This is a genomic window from Blautia sp. St.27G3 (genome assembly GCF_059728505.1).
This window is the reverse complement of sequence record NZ_BAAGFO010000003.1, coordinates 261,310-276,128: the sequence shown is the minus strand read 5'-3', so window position 1 is coordinate 276,128 and position 14,819 is coordinate 261,310. Positions and strand designations below refer to the sequence as shown.

Sequence of the window (14,819 nt, the reverse complement as noted above, 5' to 3'; positions counted from 1 at the left end):
ATGGTGGGTATAGCGCAGTTGGTTAGCGCGCCAGATTGTGGCTCTGGAGGCCAAGGGTTCGAATCCCTTTATCCACCCTGTTATTTTTAAATACCCCGTAGATTTCTGCGGGGTATTTGATTAATGGGTCATCGCCAAGCGGTAAGGCACAGGACTTTGACTCCTGCAGTCGCTGGTTCGAATCCAGCTGGCCCAGTTTACCAGTCTGTATGATCGTCTGGTATCTTTTGTTTAAAAGTTATTTGATGTGCGGATATGGCGGAATTGGCAGACGCGATGGTTTTAGGTGCCATTGGGAGACCGTGCAGGTTCGAGTCCTGTTATCCGCATCAGATTATGATGATCCGGGTCCTGTTCTCATTGAGGAGGCTTCGGATTTTTCCGTTCTTTTTCTTTTCTATTATTCGTTTATTCCTGGCATATTCTGCTGTAGAGGTTCCTTTTAATGTTCTGCGATTTGAAATTTTTATTTGTTTGGGAACTTTTCAGAGAGATGTGGAAAAGAAAAATGACGTTTGCATAGATGAGCATTCAGATTGTTTAAGGGGGAAAATGATGGAAAAGATGAGGCAATGCAGGTGGATTGCAAAAGGATGCATAAAATTTCTGTTTTTGTCGTTACTGGTATGCATTTGGGGGCAGAAGAGTGATGCGAAAGAGTCAAATGGCTTAAATTTTCAGGAGTTGAACAGTAAGACTACTCAAATCGAGGTTTTGCAGAAGACGGTGAAAGGTTTAGCCTCCGGGAACGAACTGTCGGAAGGGAAAACTTATTCAGGCCCGTACTCTTTTTGGTGCGGCAATCTGGATGATGATGTAGAACCAGAAATGATTGTCGGTGTCATCGAAATGGACGAATGGGATAGACCGGTTGAACGGCTGCTTGTTTTTGACTTGAAAGGAAAAGAAGAGGTGACCTCGGAATTGCTGTTTATCACAGATCCTCCGATACCGATTCGCTACGGATTCGCAAGCACAGCGGACGGGGAGCGTATGGTATTCAATTGTGTGGTATCAGCTGGAACCGGCGAGATTTCAGAAGGCATTGTCAGATTGAATGACAACAAAACAGAACTCGTGTATACGGAAACCGGAAGCTACAGTCTTGCCGACGGCGGGAGTTCTTCTTTTGAGACAGAAGATACTTCCGGTTGTTATGATCCTCTGAGTGAAGAGAATACCTACTGGGGACCGCTGGCGTCGACTGTAATAAAAACTCGTAATCTGGTATTGGGCGTGGATAACAACAGTTTTTATCACACTGAGGAAGGCCTTAATAAGCGTGAGAAATACGAGATTACGGAAGCACAGAAGAAAGTTTTGCTTGCCGGCGAAAAAAAAGGAACGGCTGCGGATATTGAAAGGCAGTTATCAAGAGAAAGAGGCGGGATTTGTTACGGCATTTCAGCTATGATGGGGCTTGTGAAAGAGGAAAAGCTTTGGGTTTCTGATTTTGATACAGAGGCAATGACCTTCTTCGGAATGGAGACACCGAATACCAATGACGACTTGTATCATGAGCTTTGTTACCTTTATATGATGCAGTTTTTGATGGAAAAAGAAGATTATAACAGTATTGTCCATACTGGCTGGTTTGGCCGATGGAAACCGGATGATCTTAAGAGCATGGTAGAGGAGATTGCAAATTCCGACAAACAGCAAATGCTGACCTACTCGTATGACGGGGGCGGACACGCGGTAGTAGTAAAAGATCTCATTTCTTATCCGACTTTGGGGATTTATGACCTTGTATTTTATGATATAAATTCTGTCAGGGAAGAGAATCCGGATGGTTTTTATTACCATATGTACATCAAAGATGATTATTCTGATTTTGTAATACAAAGTTATAGCCATGAGATTCGTCCGGATAATTTCAGTAATTTACAGTTAATTGATATTGATAAAATAGCAAAACATAAACCTGTGAAAGTATCTGAGGAGGATGTAGAGGAGCTTGACAGCCAAACGGAAAGCGATATGATAGAAAGCGGCAAGAAGTCTATTATATCTGTTATTCTGCCTCTTTCATTTTTACGGATCGACTGGGATTCTTCTTCGGAGGGAATCCTTTTAGAGGATGGACAAATGACGGGTGAGACTCAGGCAGTGAATTGGATGCCCAGTATTGTGAACGATTTGGGGGACAATGCAAGTCAGGTATACTCCCGCATGGAGCTTCCCGATTCCGGAAATTATTCGATAAAATGTTCGCCGGATGAGGATGTCAATCTCAGTATCAATACCGGAGAGGGCTATTATTTTATAGAAGCAAACGGCATTGAAGATGTTTCTGTTTCGGCGGAAAACGGAATTGCGTTTACCGGCGATGATTTTACTTTTCAGGCAGGACAGATGCTTACAGGAAATGAGGAAGTTATCCTTGCGCAGGCTGCTGGCACGGGCACAGGTACTGTCAGTATCAGTGAAACTGGAAATGAACTTCATGTGAACTCGCAAGAGCCTGTTCAAATTGAGAGCATTACAACAATACAGAACATGGAAGTCACACGACATGAAGTAAATCAGGAAACAACAGATTTTATTTGGAAGCCTGACAGCACACCAAAAACAGAGTCGTCTGTGAATTGGTCATTCATGCTGGGCGTTGGGATTCCGGTTTTGACGGTTTCCAGCGTATGGTTTGTTTTAGCTCATTAATCAATAAAGAAAAATAGACTTAGCTGAAGTCTAAAATGCAAAATGTGCACTATCCTGAATAACAAAAAACCGCGTAAATACGGCATTTCCGTAAATACGCGGTTTTTCAATCGTGGAGATAGGGGGACTCGAACCCCTGACCTATGCGTTGCGAACGCATCGCTCTCCCAGCTGAGCTATATCCCCAAAATGGAGTATACGGGACTCGAACCCGTGGCCTCCACACTGCCAGTGTGGCGCGCTCCCAGCTGCGCTAATACCCCGTTTCATTTCATGCTTCGCTTTGCGTTGCTATGAATAACTGCAAATGAAGCATGCTCCATACCTTCTATGGGAATCTTCTGTTTAGTTTTGCACTGTTTGTATTATATCATACGGAAGCTGAAATGCAATATTATTTTTAAAAATCGTTTTATCGTACTTTTCGGATCTCTGTGAAGGTGAGATGGAATGCACGGTTTATTTGCTTGATGCATATATTACGTTAAGCTGATAAAAAGGAGATTTTTATGAAAAGAAAAGTTTTGTCACTCGCATGTTCTCTGGGGCTGATGCTTGGCAGTATGTCCGGCGTTACAGCAGCAGAGGAGGTGGAAAAAGCACCGGAGCTTCAGGAGGTCACATTAAACGAAGTAGCACACTCTATTTTCTATGCACCGCAGTATGCAGCGATTGAGCTTGGCTATTTTGAGGAAGAAGGAATCAAATTGACGCTGGTAACTGGTTTTGGAGCAGATAAGACTATGACTGCTCTTTTGTCAGGTGAGGCAGATATTGGATTTATGGGATCGGAAGCATCCATTTATACGTACAGCGGCGGTGCTCAGGATACTCCTGTGAATTTTGCGCAGCTGACACAGCGTGCCGGCAATTTCCTGGTAGCAAGAGAAGAAATGCCGGACTTTTCATGGGAAGATTTGAAAGGGAAGGATGTACTTGGCGGTAGAAAAGGCGGTATGCCGGAAATGGTCTTTGAGTATATTCTCCGGCAGAATGGCATTGATCCGCAGAACGATGTCAACATAGACCAGTCGATTGATTTCGGTTCAACGGCAGCAGCATTTTCCGGTAATCAGGGGGAGTTCACCGTAGAATTCGAGCCTGGTGCCACAACGCTTGAGAAAGAGGGCGTCGGATATGTTGTCGCTTCTCTCGGTACGGATTCCGGTTATGTGCCGTATACGGCGTACAGCACAAAGACCAGCTATATGGAGGAACATCCGGATCTGGTGCAGGGTTTCACAAACGCACTTCAGAAGGGAATGGATTATGTGAATACCCATACACCGGAGGAAATTGCAGAGACAATTGCACCGCAGTTTGCAGAGACAGATCTTGAGACCATTACAACGATTGTAACACGTTACTATGAGCAGGATACCTGGAAAGAAAATCTCGTATTTGAAAAAGAGAGTTTTGAGCTTTTGCAGGATATTCTGGAAGATGCAGGAGAGCTTGAAGAACGGGTTCCGTATGAAGCGCTTGTAAACACAGAGTATGCGGAAACGGCAGCAAAATAGTTGGATCGATAGATCCGGTTAAGGGCATTTGTTGAATTTTATTTGATTTCTGGTTATAATAAGTAAGGACGCTCTGGCAGGGAGGATGCAGGGCGTTCTGCTTTTTGGTCGGCAGGAATGCTTTGGACATCCTGTCCGATTCTTATTTTATGCAAAGGTAAAAAGTAAGCGTAAATCAGCAAAACGCAACGTGTTTTGCGTGCGATAAATCTTTGAAAGGAGATGGAAAAATGAGGAGTGTGTTGGATTCACATGCCCATACGATTGCGAGTGGCCATGCGTATAATACGATTTATGAGATGGCGCAGACAGCGGCAGAAAAAGGACTTGAGCTGTTGGCGCTGACCGAGCATGCAATGGCAATGCCAGGGACCTGTCATGAGTTTTACTTTTTAAATCTTAAGGTTTTACCGAGACAGATGTTTGGCATCGAGGTGCTGTTTGGAACGGAAGTGAATATTATGGATTTTGAGGGGAAGCTTGACATGGAGCAGGGGCTTCTTGCACAGATGGATGTTGTGGTAGCCAGCTTGCACACACCGTGCATCCGGCCGGGAACGCAGGCAGAGAACACGAGAGCATATCTCAGGGTAATGGAAAATCCGGCAGTGAATATTATCGGGCATCCGGATGACGGACGTTATCCGGTGGATTATGAGGAGCTTGTGGCGGCAGCAAAAGAGCATCATGTTCTTCTGGAGCTGAATAACAGTTCTCTGAGTGCGAAGGGCGCACGCAAGAATCCGGTTCCAAATGACAGAAAGATGCTGGAATTATGCCGTTCTTATAAGACGCCCATTATTGTAAACAGTGACAGCCACTGTGCTGCGGATGTTGGGAACCATACGTATGCAGACAAGCTTTTGAAAGAGATGAATTTTCCAGAGGAGCTCATTGTGAACCGCAGCGTGGAGGAATATAAAAAATATACGAATCGGTTTCGGAAACAGAAACAGTGAGAGGAGAAAGTGGGGGATAGTTGCAGGCGGCGCAAGTTCTTAAAAATATATAAAACACTTTACAGTACTAAAGTAACGTGTTAAAATAAAAAGAGAATGCAGTTTTGCAACTATTGATATAGGAGAGGGCTGGATATGAGTAAAAAGATTCACACTGACGCAGTGGATGAGCTGTTTGAGGCTGTGATGTGTCTCAGAAACAAAGAGGAGTGTTATCTGTTTTTTGAGGATGTATGTACGATCAATGAGCTGCTTTCGCTTTCTCAGCGGTTTGAAGTGGCGCATATGCTGAAGGAAAAGAAGACGTATCTGGAGATTGCAGAAAAGACCGGCGCTTCTACGGCAACGATCAGCCGTGTGAATCGTTCTCTGAATTATGGGAACGACGGATACGAGATGGTCTTTGCACGTATGAAAAACGGAGAGACGCGGGAAATTAAAGAAAGCTGATACGACATACATAATGAAGCTTATTATTTCAGTTTCGAAAAGGGCTGTGCAGAAACATTGATTTTGCACAACCCTTTTTGCATTGATTTTATCTTCCATAATACCACTATTTTTTTTCGTCGGGTAATCTGGGCAGCGAGTCGACCATTTTTTCTATGACCTCTTTTTTCAAGTAAATGTCGAAACTGAGCAGGCAGATAAAGGAAAATAGCTGCATGAACTCGCGTTTTTCTTCCGGGCAGTCCTTAAAGGAATTGGCAGCGTGATGAAAGCTGTCTATGATATCCTGTATCGTTTCGCTGATCTGTGTTTTGCCGAGCGAATATATTTCGGAATAGATATTCTGAATATTGTAATCCTGATTTGCGTTAAAAAAGTGCTCTGTTACAGGCGTTAAAATCGCCTGAATGTCTCCGAGCGGAAGGAAACTTTTAAAATAATAGATAAAGATCAGAACCAGCATATGCTCTTTGGAGTACCGCTTTTTTTGCGGAGGCGGAAGGAGCTTGTTTTTCGTATAATTGTTTATCATGGTTTTGGTGAGGATTTTATCATCTTGGTAGCGTTTGGAGCCTTCCAGATGCTCTTCCATGAAGTGTGTGACCTGATCCATATATAAATCAATGTTCGGAATATCATTCAGCTGGATGTGATCCGTATTTGCCATCTGTTTTAGAACATTAGACAGAAGTTTTGTGTATTCCTGTTTCATGAATTCACCTCTTTTTACAAACTGTATTAAGGAATTGTAAAACGCCGGGAAAAGTTTCGCAATGATCCGTTTATAAACTGGATTATACAGTTTTTGAAAGGATATGACAAGTGTGAAATGGAGAGCTAAGGCTTGAAAAAAGCGAAAAAACAGGAGAAATGTTTGAAAAAGGCAATCTGAAAATAACTGAGGGAAGAGAATTTATGGTTGCAAGGAAAGCCTGTATCAGGTAAAATAAAAGTTACGGATTACGTCAGGTTCTGTCAGAATGCAGAAGAAAAAACATTTTTGATCTTGGCAAAGGAGGCAGCGGATGCGCAGAATGGAATTTAAAATGGAACGGGAGGGGCTGGTAAAACCGGGAGATCCGGTTACAGTTTCCGAAGGGGTACTTCCAGCGAGCTGGTATTATACGATTGAGCCGGCTATTGCGATGTCTGCAAATTATACGAACAGGGAACGGCTTGTAGTGCGGGAAGGTGTTGTGGCAGAGGTACGGGCCGATGAGAGCGGCTACACGGTTGTGGCAGAATTTGATGAGTAGAGAAGAACAGTGGAAAGAGGGAAAGGCGGAAAAACAGCATGAGTATATATGATACTTTAAATCCGGAGCAGTATGAGGCAGTGTGCCATTATGAGGGCCCGCTTCTGATTCTTGCAGGGGCCGGTTCCGGGAAAACGAGGGTGCTGACGCACCGGATTGCGTGGCTGATGGAGGAGCGGGGCGTTGATCCGTGGAACATTATGGCGATTACGTTCACAAATAAGGCAGCCGGGGAAATGCGGGAGCGCGTCAACCACATGCTCAATGGGGAAGCTGACCGGGCCTGGGTGACCACGTTTCACAGTACATGTGTCCGCATTTTGCGCCGCTACATAGACCGGATTGGTTTCAACACGAATTTTACAATTTATGACGCGGACGACCAGAAATCCGTGATAAAAGAAATCTGCAAACGGTTGCAGGTGGATACAAAGCTCTATAAGGAGCGTTTTTTTATGAGCGTCATTTCTTCCGCAAAAGATGAACTGACCGGCCCGGAAGAGTATGCGCTGAAAGCACAGGGGGATTTCCGGCTGCAAATGGCTGCCAGCGTTTACCGCGAGTATCAGAAGGAGCTCAAAAACTGCAATGCGCTGGATTTTGATGATCTGATTTTTAAAACAGTGGAACTGTTTCAAAGTTGCCCCGATATACTGGATTCTTATCAGGAACGTTTTCGATTCATCATGGTGGATGAGTACCAGGACACCAATACGGCGCAATTTAAGCTGGTGAGTATGCTGGCTTCCAAATATGGAAATCTGTGTGTGGTGGGAGACGACGACCAGTCTATTTACAAATTCCGGGGAGCAAACATTGGAAATATTCTGAATTTTGAACAGTTTTTCCCGGATGCGAAGGTGATAAGACTGGAACAGAATTATCGTTCTACCCAAAATATTCTTGATGCGGCAAATGAGGTGATCAGTCACAACAGCGGAAGAAAGAGCAAACGTCTGTGGACGGCAAACGGTTCTGGGGACAAGGTGAAATTCCGCCAGTTCATGAATGGTTTTGAGGAGGCGGAGTATGTTTCCGGTATTATCAATGGCCACGTACAGCGCGGTGACTGGAAATATGGAGCGTGTGCGATTTTGTACCGCACGAATGCTCAGTCGCGTATGTTCGAGGAGAAATTTCTGCTGGCGAACATTCCCTACAAGATTGTGGGCGGCGTAAATTTCTACGCGCGTAAGGAAATTAAGGATATCCTGGCATATCTGAAAACAATTGCAAATGCGGAAGATGATTTGGCAGTACGCCGAATTATCAACGTGCCAAAGCGTGGCATTGGCGCAACGACCATTACTCGCGTACAGGAATATGCGATTGCGCATGAAGCAAGTTTTTATAATGCGCTGCGTGTGGCTGAGACGATCCCTGGAATTGGAAAAAGTGCGATGAAGCTCCAGAATTTCGTACAGATGATTCAGACGTTTCGCAGTAAAGAAGAGTTTTTTACTGTGAAGGACCTGATTGAGGATGTGATCGAGACCACCGGTTACCGCAGAGAATTGGAAGCAGAGGGCACGGACGAGGCACAGGAGCGTATTGAAAATATTGGAGAGCTTTTGAACAAGGCAGCAGCCTACGATGAAAATCAGGATCATGAAACACACAGCCTGAATGGTTTTCTGGAGGAAGTGGCTCTTGTTGCGGATATAGACAGTCTGGAAGAAGATCCGGATCATGTGCTGATGATGACCCTGCACAGTGCAAAGGGCCTCGAATTTCCCAATGTATTTCTTGTCGGGATGGAGGATGGCATGTTTCCGAGCTATATGAGCATTACATCAGAAGATCCGCTGGATATTGAAGAGGAGCGAAGACTTTGTTATGTGGGCATTACGCGTGCCATGAAGCAGATTTATCTGACTGCGGCGCGGCAGCGTATGGTGCGTGGAGAGATCCATTACAACCGGGTTTCCCGTTTTGTTGAGGATATTCCGCAGGAGCTGTTCCAGCGGCAAGAAAATGTCTCCAAAGAAAAGGAACAGCCGAAAACGCAGCGTGAGCGGGCGCAGACGCATTATCAGCAGGCACGTGAAGTGTTCCGCACAAAAGCGTTTGTTCCGCAGCAGTTCCAGGTGAAAAAGTCATCTGAGCTCGACTATGCAACAGGCGACCGTGTACGTCACATAAAATTTGGCGAGGGAACGGTTAAAAATATCGTGGAAGGCGGCCGCGACTATGAGGTGACGGTCGAGTTTGACCGAGTTGGCGTGAAAAAAATGTTTGCTTCCTTTGCGAAGCTTGTGAAAATATAATAAAAGTCGAAAATTTTTATAGTAAAATTCCGGTCACTGTGATATACTATCTTAAAGTGAACGTAGGAAAAGAAAGGACGTGTTCAAAATGAATAAATTTGACGAACTTTTAGCATTATTACAGAAGAAAGAGGATGAGAAGCATAAAAATGCACTGCTCTGGATTCTGGCTGTGATTGGTGCAGTGGCAGCAGTTGCAGGAATTGCATACGCCGTATATCGTTATTTCTCACCGGATTATCTCGAGGATTTTGAAGAGGACTTCGACGACGACTTTGAAGATTTCTTTGAGGACGACGATTTCCCGGAGATGGACGAAGAGAAAGTTGAAAAGCAGGAAGAAAAGAAAGAGCCGGAAAAGGAAGCTGAGCCGGAGGCAGAAGTTTCAGAGGAGACACCGGAGCAGAAAGTCGAAGAATAAAATCAAGAAAAGAGCAGATGTCGACAGGCACCTGCTTCTTTTTATATCAGTAGGTAAAAACTGCTCGCGTGGAACAACATAGACAAAATAGTATTACGTCAGAAGTATTGAAATTTTATGTTTTGAGACAGGAGGATTACAGATTGAAAAAGGGACAGATTGCAGAAGGAATCATTGAGCGGGTGGACTTCCCGAATAAAGGAATTGTGCGGACAGAGGAAGGGAAGGTGATCGTAAAAAACGGGATGCCGGGCCAGAAGGTTCGTTTTATGGTACATAAAAAGAGAAAAACGCATGCGGAAGGCCGACTGATGGAGGTGCTGGAAAAATCACCTTTTGAAACAAGGGAGCCGCAATGCAGTATTTTTCCTGCCTGCGGGGGCTGTATGTATCAGACGATGGAATATGAGGAGCAGCTGAAGATGAAGGAAAATCAAATCCGGCAGCTTCTGGATGAGGCGTTGAAGGCAGGCGGACAGGTGGATGCGGACGGAAACCCGGACTACCAGTTTGACGGAATCCATCCCAGTCCGAGTGAGTTCGCCTATCGCAATAAGATGGAATTTTCCTTTGGAGATGAATACAAGGACGGACCACTCTGCCTTGGACTGCATAAAAAAGGAAGTACTTATGATATCCTGACGGCAGAGGATTGTAAAATTGTTCATACGGATATGAACCGAATTCTGTCCTGTATTCTGAAGTACTGTAAGGATAAGAATCTGCCGTATTATCATAAAATTTCTCATGAGGGTTTTCTGCGCCATCTTCTGCTGCGCCGCGCTCAGACCACTGGTGAAATTCTTGTCAACCTTGTGACAACGAGTCAGGCCGATTGGGATTTCACTCCTCTGGTGGAACAGTTGCGGGCGCTTGCTCTGGAGGGAAAGATTGTGGGAATTCTTCATATTATAAATGATTCTCTGGCAGATGTTGTTCGCAGCGATGAAACCAGAATCTTGTTTGGTCAGGATTATTTTTATGAGACAATCCTGGGGCTTCGGTTTAAAATAACGCCGTTTTCCTTTTTTCAGACCAATTCACTCGGCGCGGAAGTGCTGTACAGTGCAGCACGCGGGTATATTGGCGATACGAAAGATATGACAGTCTTTGATCTCTATAGCGGGACAGGCACCATAGCACAGATTCTTGCTTCGGTGGCAAAAAAGGTGATCGGTGTGGAGATTGTGGAAGAGGCTGTGGAGGCGGCACGGGAGAATGCTGCGTTGAACAACCTTACAAATTGCGAATTTATTGCAGGAGATGTTCTGAAGGTATTAGATGCAGTGACCGAGAAACCGGATTTTATCGTTCTTGACCCGCCGCGCGACGGCATTCATCCGAAGGCTTTGCCGAAAATTATTGATTATGGCGTAGAGCGGCTCGTGTACATCTCTTGTAAGCCGACGAGCTTGGTAAGGGACCTTGCGGTGTTTTTGGAGAAAGGATACCGGGTGGAGTGGGCGTGTTGCGTGGATATGTTTCCTCAGACGGTGCATACAGAATGTGTCGTGTTGATACAAAGGAAACATATCTAGAAATCCTTTATTTTAAGCAGTTTTATAAGCATTTTGTGTTTGTGGAAGATGAGAGAGGGAATCGGGATAAGAGGATTGAGAAGTATTTTGAGGTTTCGGCGGTGGTTGATGTGGGGTGTGGGGGTACAAAGGAATTTGTTTAATAAGAAAACATTAGAGGACAAATCAGTTGTTCGGAATTTCCGAACAACTGAAAGATATTTGGAATGCTTAGCCGAAAAAGAGATATATAATTTCAATGCTTGTGTTGCTTATCTAAAGCTATCATATAATACTAACTATGTATAGTTAAGATACTATTTGGAGGTGCAAGAGTGAAGAATGAAAAAAAGGAAATGATAGATAATAAAGAATTTCAGACTTTATATGATAAATCAAAGAAGTTAATTGATAGTGCCAGAAACAATATGGGTCAAATGGCAAATGCAATCACGGTACTCACCAGTTTTTTGTTAGGAAGATATATTGTTGAGCAGGAACAACAAGGCTCTGAAAGGGCAAAATATGGAGCTAAAATAGTAGATTCTTTGTCGACATATCTGACAGAAGAATATGGTAGAGGTTTTTCAAGAAGCAATGTGGCAGGGATGCGGCAGTTTTATGTGGCATATAAAGACAGGGAAGATGAAATTATCCAGTCGGGAATTGGACGATTCGAGCAGACTTTTGAAATTATCCAATCGGGAATTGGACAATTGGAAATGGCATATAACAATCTACCTTTTAAACTTAGTTGGACGCATTATCAGGTGCTTATGCGTATAGAAAACAGGGATGAAAGAGATTTTTATGAGAACGAGGCGATTCGCTCGAATTGGAATGTAAATACTTTAAAAAGACAATTTCATTCTAGCTTGTATGAAAGGCTTGCATTAAGCAGAGATAAAAATGATGTGATGAGGCTGGCAAATGAAGGAGCTGTTCCGCAAAAACCGCAAGATATTTTACATACGCCATATGTATTGGAGTTTGCGGGATTAGAAGACAGGGCTTCTTATCATGAAAGTGATTTGGAATCAGCAGTAATAGAAAAGATGCAAAAGTTTCTTTTAGAATTAGGTAAGGGTTTTCTGTTTGAACAGCGCCAAAAGAGATTTACATTTCATGATAAAAATTTTTATGTGGATTTGGTTCTATATAACCGACTGTTAAGATGCTATGTCCTTATAGATTTTAAAATTGATGAACTTACGCATCAGGATTTAGGACAGATGCAGATGTATGTGAATTATTTTGACCGTTATGAAAGGGTTGAGAGTGAAAATCCGACAATAGGTATTCTACTTTGCAAACAGAGTGATGAGGCTCTTGTGAATTTGACACTTCCAGAGAATGCTAACATTTATGCAAAAGAATATAAATTGTATCTGCCAGATAAAAAGTTGTTACAGAAAAAATTGAAGGAATGGTTAGATGAGGAACAGAAAAATGATTTATAATGTGTGAGAATGAGATGAAATATCAACTTGTCGGAAATTCCGACAGGTTCAAGAAAAAGATATGATTTGATAATAAAAATTGTGTGATATTAGAAAAAGAGGAGAGATACATATGAAAGCAGATAATTTGAGTTTTTTAGAGTTTATTGGGGCAGGTAAAAGAACTTTTTATATACCTGTATACCAGAGAAATTATGATTGGAAAAGGATGCAGTGTATTACACTGTTCAGAGATATAGAATCAATTGCAGTAGATGAAAATAGAAATAGCCATTTTTTAGGAACATTAGTATATGTAGAAGGAGAGTCCACAGCAAACTTCAGGCAATTTATCGTGATTGACGGACAACAACGTTTGACTTCTATTATGTTGCTTTTAAAAGCAATTTTAGATTCCACTTTAATAGAGGAATTGAAAATTGAGATAAAAGAAAGCTATTTGACAAATAGATTCAGCCCAGAAGCATTAAGAATAAAATTAAAGCCGATGAAATCAGATTCATGCAATTTTCAGAAACTAATTAATGATCAAATTGATGATATGGAAGAATCACAAATATTAATGAATTATAATTTATTTATGGATTTGATTAGAGAGTCGTTTTTATCTCCAGAGCAAATATATCAGGGGATACAGAAGTTAGAAATAGTATATATCCAGTTAACAAAGGAAAAAGAAAATCCACAGTTGATTTTTGAATCATTAAATTCTACTGGATTAGATTTGACACAGGCTGACCTTATCAGGAACTATTTATTAATGGGACAAGCTTATGACTGTCAGGAAAGATTATATAATAGTTATTGGATAAAGCTGGAGAATCTGCTACCAGATGCAATGATATCAGATTATATTCGAGATTATTTGACGTTAAAAACAGGTATGATTCCTAATAAAGATAGTGTGTATAACAATTTTAAGGAATATTATTTAAGACTAGACAATTATGATGCAGAGGGGTTTCTTGATGAATTGACGACCTATGGAGAATATTACAGTTGGTTTAAATATTGTAATAGTCCTGACGAGGAAGTGAATGGGAGGTTGTCGCAGTTACAGAGGTTAAAGTCAACGACGGTTTATCCTTTTTTGCTAAATATATTTGAAGATTGCTATATGTATCATAATATTGATATGCAAATGGTGTGTAAAACGCTGGATGTTATTCTATCATATGTGATGCGGCGGTTATTGTGCGAAATGCCTACAAATGCACTAAACAAAGTATTTGCTTCAATGGTAAAAGATATAGAACAATATAAAGACAAAGAGTTATGCGACAGGGTTGCTGCAGTATTAGCAGGGAAGAAGGGCAAGGTGGTTTTTCCAAATGACAATTTGGTAAGAGATAAATTGTCGTTGCGTGACAGCTATAAATTCCCACATATAAAGTATGTTTTAGAACAGGTTGAGCGTAAACAGGGAAAAGAAGTTGTTTCTTTTGATGAATTGACGATAGAGCATATTATGCCGCAGACGCTTAATGCAAAATGGAAAATAGATTTAGGTAAGAAAGCAGTGGAGATACATGAAAAATATGTTCATTGCATAGGTAATCTAACGGTTACTGGATATAATTCAGAAATGTCCAATGACAGTTTTGAAGAAAAAAAGAGATTGTATCAGGAATCCAATATCTATATCAATAAAGAGCTTTCTAAAATAGACGCATGGAATGAGGTAGAAATTGTCAAAAGAAGTGGATGGCTTATCGATGAAATATGTTCTATATGGCAATGTCCTGATGCAATTAGTTTGAGTGAAAATGATGTTGATACAAGAACTGAGTTTGATATAATGGATGAAGTTGATGTAACTGGTCGGACACCCTGTCAAATTGAAATATGCGGTGGGACGATTCCCGTGGATTCATGGAGAAGTTTTTTAAAGAGTATTTGTATGCAGATGTATGAATACGATGCTCAGATATTCCGAAGCTTGATTCGTCATAAAGATTTTAAAGGCAGGAGCAAACGAATTATAAATGATACGAATGATAATATGAGAGTGCCGAAAAAGATAGCGGAGGGTATTTATTTAGAAATGAATTTAAGTGCTAATGAAGCGTTGAACTACGCCAAGCTGGTTATTGATAAATATGAAGGAATGGAAAATGAATGTTCCTATAAATTGAAGCCAATAGCTTGAAAATTGTGTTCCTATAGGAGCAACGAGGCTGAAAAATTGTGTTTACATAGTAGCTCCAACACACGTTGAAACAATCTGTAAATTAGTGCGAAAATAAGCATGTTTAAGCGGTTTTGAAAGATGAAAAACATTGTTTTGCCTACCATCCCCCAATAACCT

At 42.0% G+C, this 14,819-nt stretch carries 11 protein-coding genes and 5 tRNA genes; 13 read left to right on the top strand and 3 right to left on the bottom strand.

Annotated features, from left to right (window positions below):
- Nucleotides 1-3 precede the first annotated feature (3 nt).
- The 4 genes from AC6I2O_RS15260 to AC6I2O_RS15245 all read left to right on the top strand — a co-directional run bounded on the left by AC6I2O_RS15260 (nucleotide 4) and on the right by AC6I2O_RS15245 (nucleotide 2,661).
- A tRNA-His gene (locus AC6I2O_RS15260) sits at nucleotides 4-77 on the top strand.
- A gap of 47 nt (nucleotides 78-124) precedes the next feature.
- Nucleotides 125-196 (top strand) — tRNA-Gln (locus AC6I2O_RS15255).
- A gap of 53 nt (nucleotides 197-249) precedes the next feature.
- Nucleotides 250-329 (top strand) — tRNA-Leu (locus AC6I2O_RS15250).
- A 226-nt stretch (nucleotides 330-555) separates the two neighbouring features.
- Entirely contained in the window at nucleotides 556-2,661 is a 2,106-nt protein-coding gene (locus tag AC6I2O_RS15245; RefSeq protein WP_497743123.1) for a hypothetical protein, read from the top strand.
- 113 nt (nucleotides 2,662-2,774) lie between these two features.
- On the opposite strand, the gene AC6I2O_RS15240 is transcribed toward AC6I2O_RS15245, so the two are convergent.
- Together AC6I2O_RS15240 and AC6I2O_RS15235 are read right to left on the bottom strand one after the other, a co-directional pair.
- Nucleotides 2,775-2,847, bottom strand: a tRNA-Ala gene (locus AC6I2O_RS15240).
- A gap of 4 nt (nucleotides 2,848-2,851) precedes the next feature.
- Nucleotides 2,852-2,924: transfer RNA gene (locus AC6I2O_RS15235), tRNA-Ala, on the bottom strand.
- A gap of 300 nt (nucleotides 2,925-3,224) precedes the next feature.
- Between AC6I2O_RS15235 and AC6I2O_RS15230 the strand changes: the two genes are divergently transcribed.
- From AC6I2O_RS15230 to AC6I2O_RS15220, 3 genes are all read left to right on the top strand, one after another.
- Nucleotides 3,225-4,181, top strand: a complete 957-nt coding sequence (locus AC6I2O_RS15230) for an ABC transporter substrate-binding protein (protein ID WP_497743346.1) — start codon at nucleotides 3,225-3,227, stop codon at nucleotides 4,179-4,181.
- Between the two features lie 230 nt (nucleotides 4,182-4,411).
- A complete protein-coding gene (locus tag AC6I2O_RS15225; protein ID WP_120390846.1) occupies nucleotides 4,412-5,140 on the top strand; it encodes a phosphatase in 729 nt (242 codons plus the stop codon).
- 135 nt (nucleotides 5,141-5,275) lie between these two features.
- A complete protein-coding gene (locus tag AC6I2O_RS15220; protein WP_120390845.1) occupies nucleotides 5,276-5,590 on the top strand; it encodes a YerC/YecD family TrpR-related protein in 315 nt (104 codons plus the stop codon).
- Between the two features lie 106 nt (nucleotides 5,591-5,696).
- On the opposite strand, the gene AC6I2O_RS15215 is transcribed toward AC6I2O_RS15220, so the two are convergent.
- A complete protein-coding gene (locus AC6I2O_RS15215) occupies nucleotides 5,697-6,302 on the bottom strand; it encodes a DUF1836 domain-containing protein (RefSeq protein ID WP_120390844.1) in 606 nt (201 codons plus the stop codon).
- 313 nt (nucleotides 6,303-6,615) lie between these two features.
- Between AC6I2O_RS15215 and AC6I2O_RS15210 the strand changes: the two genes are divergently transcribed.
- The 6 genes from AC6I2O_RS15210 (at nucleotide 6,616) to AC6I2O_RS15185 (ending at nucleotide 14,660) form a co-directional block, all read left to right on the top strand.
- Nucleotides 6,616-6,846 carry a hypothetical protein gene (locus AC6I2O_RS15210; protein ID WP_497743122.1) on the top strand — a complete coding sequence of 77 codons (231 nt, stop codon included), beginning with the start codon at nucleotides 6,616-6,618 and terminating at the stop codon, nucleotides 6,844-6,846.
- A gap of 38 nt (nucleotides 6,847-6,884) precedes the next feature.
- A complete protein-coding gene (gene pcrA / locus AC6I2O_RS15205) occupies nucleotides 6,885-9,113 on the top strand; it encodes a DNA helicase PcrA (RefSeq protein ID WP_120390843.1) in 2,229 nt (742 codons plus the stop codon).
- 88 nt (nucleotides 9,114-9,201) lie between these two features.
- Nucleotides 9,202-9,534, top strand: coding sequence for a hypothetical protein (locus AC6I2O_RS15200; RefSeq protein WP_120390842.1), 333 nt, complete (start codon nucleotides 9,202-9,204; stop codon nucleotides 9,532-9,534).
- Nucleotides 9,535-9,677: 143 nt separating this feature from the next.
- Nucleotides 9,678-11,072, top strand: a complete 1,395-nt coding sequence (gene rlmD / locus AC6I2O_RS15195) for a 23S rRNA (uracil(1939)-C(5))-methyltransferase RlmD (protein ID WP_497743121.1) — start codon at nucleotides 9,678-9,680, stop codon at nucleotides 11,070-11,072.
- 314 nt (nucleotides 11,073-11,386) lie between these two features.
- Nucleotides 11,387-12,511, top strand: coding sequence for a PDDEXK nuclease domain-containing protein (locus tag AC6I2O_RS15190; protein WP_497743120.1), 1,125 nt, complete (start codon nucleotides 11,387-11,389; stop codon nucleotides 12,509-12,511).
- 112 nt (nucleotides 12,512-12,623) lie between these two features.
- A complete protein-coding gene (locus AC6I2O_RS15185) occupies nucleotides 12,624-14,660 on the top strand; it encodes a DUF262 domain-containing protein (protein ID WP_497743119.1) in 2,037 nt (678 codons plus the stop codon).
- The last annotated feature ends 159 nt before the right edge of the window (nucleotides 14,661-14,819 follow it).

What these genes read in the sequence shown, in the direction of transcription:
- AC6I2O_RS15220 (WP_120390845.1), top strand. Translation starts at nt 5,276, where the DNA reads ATGAGTAAAAAGATTCACACTGACGCAGTGGATGAGCTGTTTGAGGCT.
- AC6I2O_RS15210 (WP_497743122.1), top strand. Translation starts at nt 6,616, where the DNA reads ATGCGCAGAATGGAATTTAAAATGGAACGGGAGGGGCTGGTAAAACCG.
- AC6I2O_RS15200 (WP_120390842.1), top strand. Translation starts at nt 9,202, where the DNA reads ATGAATAAATTTGACGAACTTTTAGCATTATTACAGAAGAAAGAGGAT.
- AC6I2O_RS15215 (WP_120390844.1), bottom strand. Translation starts at nt 6,302, where the DNA reads ATGAAACAGGAATACACAAAACTTCTGTCTAATGTTCTAAAACAGATG.
- AC6I2O_RS15245 (WP_497743123.1), top strand. Translation starts at nt 556, where the DNA reads ATGGAAAAGATGAGGCAATGCAGGTGGATTGCAAAAGGATGCATAAAA.
- AC6I2O_RS15230 (WP_497743346.1), top strand. Translation starts at nt 3,225, where the DNA reads ATGTCCGGCGTTACAGCAGCAGAGGAGGTGGAAAAAGCACCGGAGCTT.
- pcrA (WP_120390843.1), top strand. Translation starts at nt 6,885, where the DNA reads ATGAGTATATATGATACTTTAAATCCGGAGCAGTATGAGGCAGTGTGC.
- AC6I2O_RS15185 (WP_497743119.1), top strand. Translation starts at nt 12,624, where the DNA reads ATGAAAGCAGATAATTTGAGTTTTTTAGAGTTTATTGGGGCAGGTAAA.
- AC6I2O_RS15225 (WP_120390846.1), top strand. Translation starts at nt 4,412, where the DNA reads ATGAGGAGTGTGTTGGATTCACATGCCCATACGATTGCGAGTGGCCAT.